The sequence below is a fragment of the Ectopseudomonas oleovorans genome (genome assembly GCF_003052605.1).
GTDB lineage: Bacteria > Pseudomonadota > Gammaproteobacteria > Pseudomonadales > Pseudomonadaceae > Aquipseudomonas > Aquipseudomonas oleovorans_A.
Map to the genome: position 1 here is coordinate 4,775 of NZ_QASO01000077.1, position 4,603 is coordinate 9,377.

4 protein-coding genes, 3 tRNA genes and 2 rRNA genes (1 of these 9 only partly in view) are annotated in these 4,603 nt (G+C 56.9%); all 9 read left to right on the forward strand.

Annotated features, from left to right (window positions below; genetic code table 11):
• Positions 1 to 28 (forward strand): 23S ribosomal RNA (locus tag DBO86_RS13085); it begins 2,879 nt to the left of the window's first position.
• Positions 29 to 167: 139 nt separating this feature from the next.
• Positions 168 to 283: ribosomal RNA gene (gene rrf / locus DBO86_RS13090) — 5S ribosomal RNA — on the forward strand.
• A 388-nt stretch (positions 284 to 671) separates the two neighbouring features.
• Positions 672 to 1,637, forward strand: a complete 966-nt coding sequence (birA, locus tag DBO86_RS13095) for a bifunctional biotin--[acetyl-CoA-carboxylase] ligase/biotin operon repressor BirA (protein ID WP_003463383.1) — start codon at positions 672 to 674, stop codon at positions 1,635 to 1,637.
• Positions 1,627 to 2,376 carry a pantothenate kinase gene (locus tag DBO86_RS13100; protein WP_108233886.1) on the forward strand — a complete coding sequence of 250 codons (750 nt, stop codon included), beginning with the start codon at positions 1,627 to 1,629 and terminating at the stop codon, positions 2,374 to 2,376. Before birA ends, DBO86_RS13100 begins: the two co-directional genes overlap by 11 nt.
• A gap of 8 nt (positions 2,377 to 2,384) precedes the next feature.
• Positions 2,385 to 3,071, forward strand: a complete 687-nt coding sequence (locus DBO86_RS13105; RefSeq protein ID WP_108233887.1) for an SPOR domain-containing protein — start codon at positions 2,385 to 2,387, stop codon at positions 3,069 to 3,071.
• A 141-nt stretch (positions 3,072 to 3,212) separates the two neighbouring features.
• Positions 3,213 to 3,297: transfer RNA gene (locus tag DBO86_RS13110), tRNA-Tyr, on the forward strand.
• Positions 3,298 to 3,321: 24 nt separating this feature from the next.
• Positions 3,322 to 3,395, forward strand: a tRNA-Gly gene (locus DBO86_RS13115).
• 26 nt (positions 3,396 to 3,421) lie between these two features.
• Positions 3,422 to 3,497: transfer RNA gene (locus tag DBO86_RS13120), tRNA-Thr, on the forward strand.
• A gap of 84 nt (positions 3,498 to 3,581) precedes the next feature.
• A partial coding sequence (gene tuf, locus DBO86_RS13125) for an elongation factor Tu (RefSeq protein ID WP_108233581.1) occupies positions 3,582 to 4,603 on the forward strand: 1,022 nt, incomplete at its 3' end.

The following is a 4,603-nucleotide window of genomic DNA, read 5'->3' on the forward strand; positions in this document are numbered from 1 at the left end:
ATACTAATTGCCCGTGAGGCTTGACCATATAACACCCAAACAATCTGCCCTCAAAGCAGAGGGTGTCGATGGTGAAGTCGACAGAAAGCCGAAAATTTGCAAGAACTACAAATCATCTATCACGTATCCAAGGGATAGCGTCTCACGACGATGTCCCAACCGAATTGCTTGACGACCATAGAGCGTTGGAACCACCTGATCCCATCCCGAACTCAGTAGTGAAACGACGCATCGCCGATGGTAGTGTGGTGCTTCACCATGTGAGAGTAGGTCATCGTCAAGCTCCTATACGAAACCCCAGATCGCGAAAGCGGTCTGGGGTTTCTTCTTTGGGGCGCGCAAATAGAGCTGCGTGTAGGGTGCGCTGCGCGCACCGACAAGGACGCGGTTACAAAGGTGTGCATGGCGCACCCTACGGTTGATCCGCTGACGCTTCGCGAGCAGAGCTCGCTCCTACAGGTCATCAGCACTCGCCTCAGATTTAAGCTTTATAGGCATCAATAGAAAGGTCTTGTTATGTTGCTGTTGGCTTTTATTGGCGGCTCTTTCGGCTGAATCTTGAGCAAGGGTAGTTATCTTTCCTCCTGCACGGCTTTCTTCGGTTTGCCGTTTTCTATGCAAGCTGAAGCCTCATCGTTATCATGCCAGCCTTGTTCGTGGCGGGGCCTCGCATGCTGGAATTGTTGAAACTTCTACAGGATGGTCGATTCCATTCCGGTGAAGCCCTGGGGGCGAAGCTCGGGATAAGTCGCAGTGCCATCTGGAAGCAACTGCAAGGCCTGGAGGCCGAGCTGGGGATCGAGGTGTTCAAGGTTCCTGGTCGGGGCTATCGGCTGTCTTCGCCCATGACCTTGCTCGATGCTGGAGAGATATCTCATGGCGCTGAGGGCTTGGCTTGGCCGATCACGGTAGAGTCCAGCGTGGACTCTACGAACGCCGAGATCTTTCGTCGCCTCGATGCTGGAGTGCGTGCGCCTTTCGTTCTGCTTGCTGAGCGTCAGACCGCTGGGCGCGGTCGGCGGGGACGGGTCTGGGTCAGTCCTTTTGCCGAAAACCTTTATTGCAGCGTCGTTCTGCGTGTAGATGGTGGAATGAGTCAGGTGGAGGCCTTGAGTCTGACTGTAGGCCTTGCTGTCGCTAAGGCGCTGCAATCCATTGGCATCGACGGTGCGCGACTCAAATGGCCGAATGATGTACTGGTCGAGGGGCGCAAGATATCCGGAATTCTCCTGGAGCTGGCCGGGGATCCGGCAGATGTCTGTCACGTTGTGGTTGGTGTCGGTATCAACGTCAATATGGCGTCCGATGTGCCTGCTGTTATCGACCAGCCCTGGACCTCGGTGCGCCAGTGCCTTGGGCGCGTGCTTGACCGCAATGAGTTAGCCGCCAAGTTGTTGTTGCAGCTGCGAGATTGCCTTTCCATTCATTGGCAGGACGGGTTTGCCGGTTTGCGCGAGGAGTGGGAAGCGTTGCATGCGTGGCGCGGCCGATCTGTGGCGTTAACGGCAGGAAACAATGCGACTCTGGGTATCGTGCTTGGGGTTGATGAGCGAGGCGCTATTAGGCTGAGCGTGGATGGCGTCGATCGCTCCTTCAGTGGGGGCGAGTTGAGCCTGAGGTTGCAACATGATTCTTGAGCTCGACTGCGGTAATAGCTTTATCAAGTGGCGGGTGATTTCCGTGGATGGAGCGCAGCGCCTGCTTGCTGGCGTTGTCGACTCCGATGCCGCTCTCTTCGAGTCGTTGGCTGCTGCGCCTGAGTTGCGGGTAAGTCGCTGTCGCTTGGTCAGTGTGCGTAGCGACGCCGAGACCGAGCTGTTGGTTGCACGTCTGCGTGAGTCCTTGGGGGTGGATGCGGTCTGTGCTCAATGCGCCAGTCGGGTCGGGGCTGTACATAACGGTTACGAAGACTTCCGGCGTCTTGGTCTGGATCGTTGGTTGGCTGTGCTGGGTGCCTATCATCTAGGGCAGCGTGCTTGTCTGGTGGTGGATCTGGGGACAGCGGTGACCGCTGACTTCGTTTCTGCCTCAGGTATGCACCTGGGCGGCTTCATTTGCCCGGGCTTGCCGCTCATGCGTGATCAGTTGAGCACGCACACGCGGCGTATTCGCTACGACCGGCAGGTGGCTCTCGCTGCTTTGCAGGAACTGGAGCCTGGGCGCTCCACTGCGGAGGCTGTCGAGCGAGGGTGCGTATTGATGTTGCGCGGTTTTGTTGCCGAGCAGTTGCTGCAGGCGCAGGCTCGTTTTCCTGAGGGCTTCGAGGTCTTCCTGACTGGAGGCGATGCGGATCTGGTGCGAGATGTGGTCCCGGGAGCGCAGGTTGTTCCTGATCTGGTATTTGTCGGGCTGGCTATCGCCTGTCCCTTGAGCTGAGGCGAGGTATGCGCTGGTTTCTGCTATTGCTCCTGCTACTTAACGCCTTCTATTACGTCTGGCATCAGCAGCAGGCTCCCTTACGTGCCAAAGAGGTGGCTCCAGCAGGTGCTTATCAGGCGGCGCGTAAAGATATCCGTTTGTTGAGTGAGGCGGATGCGCCGCGCTCGCGTGCAGATTCGTCGACACCGGCTGATGCGGCTGCTCCTGATGCGGCTGTTTGCCTCTATCTAGGGAGTTTCGAAGAGGAGTCTAGGGCCAGGGTTGTGGAGCAGCGGCTATTGAGTTTGGACATACAGGCTGAAGTGCGCGGTGTCGATGCGGCAGCGGGGCTCGAGTATTGGGTTTATCTGCCGCCTCTGGCTTCCCGTCAGGCCTCGCTGAGGCAGTTGCGCGAACTGCAGGCCCGCCGTATCGATAGTTACATCATCACTCAGGGCGAGCTGGCGAATGGCATATCGCTCGGCATATTCCCCCGCCGCGACTCGGCCAATAGCGTCATGCAGCGTTTGCGGGATGTGGGTTACGAGTCGCAGATTCGCGAGCTCTCGCGTGCGCATCGCAGTTTCTGGGTGCGTGTAGCCCCGGAAAGTCGGCGCTTGGCTGACGAATTTTTGCTTGGTCGGCTCGCGGGTGACTTCGCAGGTTTGCAGCATCAATTAATGCCTTGTGAAGGCGTTGCATTGCTCCAGTAGTTTGCATAGAATGGCGCCCGCTTCGCAGGGTGGTCAAAGTTGGTTCCCGACGAAGATGTTGTCAAAGTAGCTAACCTCAAGATTTTAATGAGAAAAAGCTTGACAGCAGGGTGGCAGATCTAGAAAATGCCGCCTCACTTTGGAGGGGTTCCCGAGCGGCCAAAGGGATCAGACTGTAAATCTGACGTCATCGACTTCGAAGGTTCGAATCCTTCCCCCTCCACCAGATTCAGCGTGAGCTGCAAGCTCCGCGGGTATAGTTCAGTGGTAGAACCTCAGCCTTCCAAGCTGATGATGCGGGTTCGATTCCCGCTACCCGCTCCAGTTTGTGGTTGGCGCAACAGAGTTTGGCTCATGTAGCTCAGCTGGTAGAGCACACCCTTGGTAAGGGTGAGGTCAGCGGTTCAAATCCGCTCATGAGCTCCATCTAATGAAGGCAGATATGAAAGTATCTGCCTTTGTTTTAATGGCAGCATGGCTTGCTCAATTCTTCGATAGGAGACGGTCAAGATGGCTAAAGAGAAATTCGAACGTAACAAACCGCACGTCAACGTTGGCACCATTGGTCACGTTGACCACGGTAAAACCACTCTGACCGCTGCTCTGACCCGTGTCTGCTCCGAGGTTTTCGGTTCGGCCAAGGTTGACTTCGACAAGATCGACAGCGCTCCGGAAGAAAAAGCTCGTGGTATCACCATCAACACCGCGCACGTAGAGTACGACTCCAACATTCGTCACTACGCGCACGTTGACTGCCCGGGCCACGCCGACTACGTGAAGAACATGATCACCGGTGCTGCCCAGATGGACGGCGCGATCCTGGTCTGCTCGGCTGCCGACGGCCCCATGCCGCAAACCCGTGAGCACATCCTGCTGTCCCGTCAGGTAGGCGTACCGTACATCGTTGTCTTCCTGAACAAGGCTGACATGGTTGACGACGCTGAGCTGCTGGAACTGGTCGAGATGGAAGTTCGCGACCTGCTGAGCACCTACGACTTCCCGGGTGACGACACTCCGATCATCATCGGCTCCGCGCTGATGGCTCTGAATGGCGAAGACACCAACGAGCTGGGCACTTCTGCTGTCAAGAAGCTGGTCGAGACTCTGGATACCTACATTCCGGAGCCGGTTCGTGCCATCGACAAGCCGTTCCTGATGCCGATCGAAGACGTGTTCTCGATCTCCGGCCGCGGTACTGTAGTGACCGGTCGTGTTGAGCGCGGTATCGTCAAGGTCCAGGAAGAAATCGAAATCGTTGGTCTGCGTCCGACCACCAAAACCACCTGCACCGGCGTTGAGATGTTCCGCAAGTTGCTGGACGAAGGTCGTGCTGGTGAGAACTGCGGCGTGCTGCTGCGCGGCACCAAGCGTGATGAGGTTGAGCGTGGTCAGGTTCTGGCCAAGCCGGGCACCATCAAGCCGCACACCAAGTTCGAAGCTGAAGTGTACGTACTGTCCAAGGAAGAAGGTGGTCGTCACACCCCGTTCTTCAAGGGCTACCGTCCGCAGTTCTACTTCCGTACCACTGACGT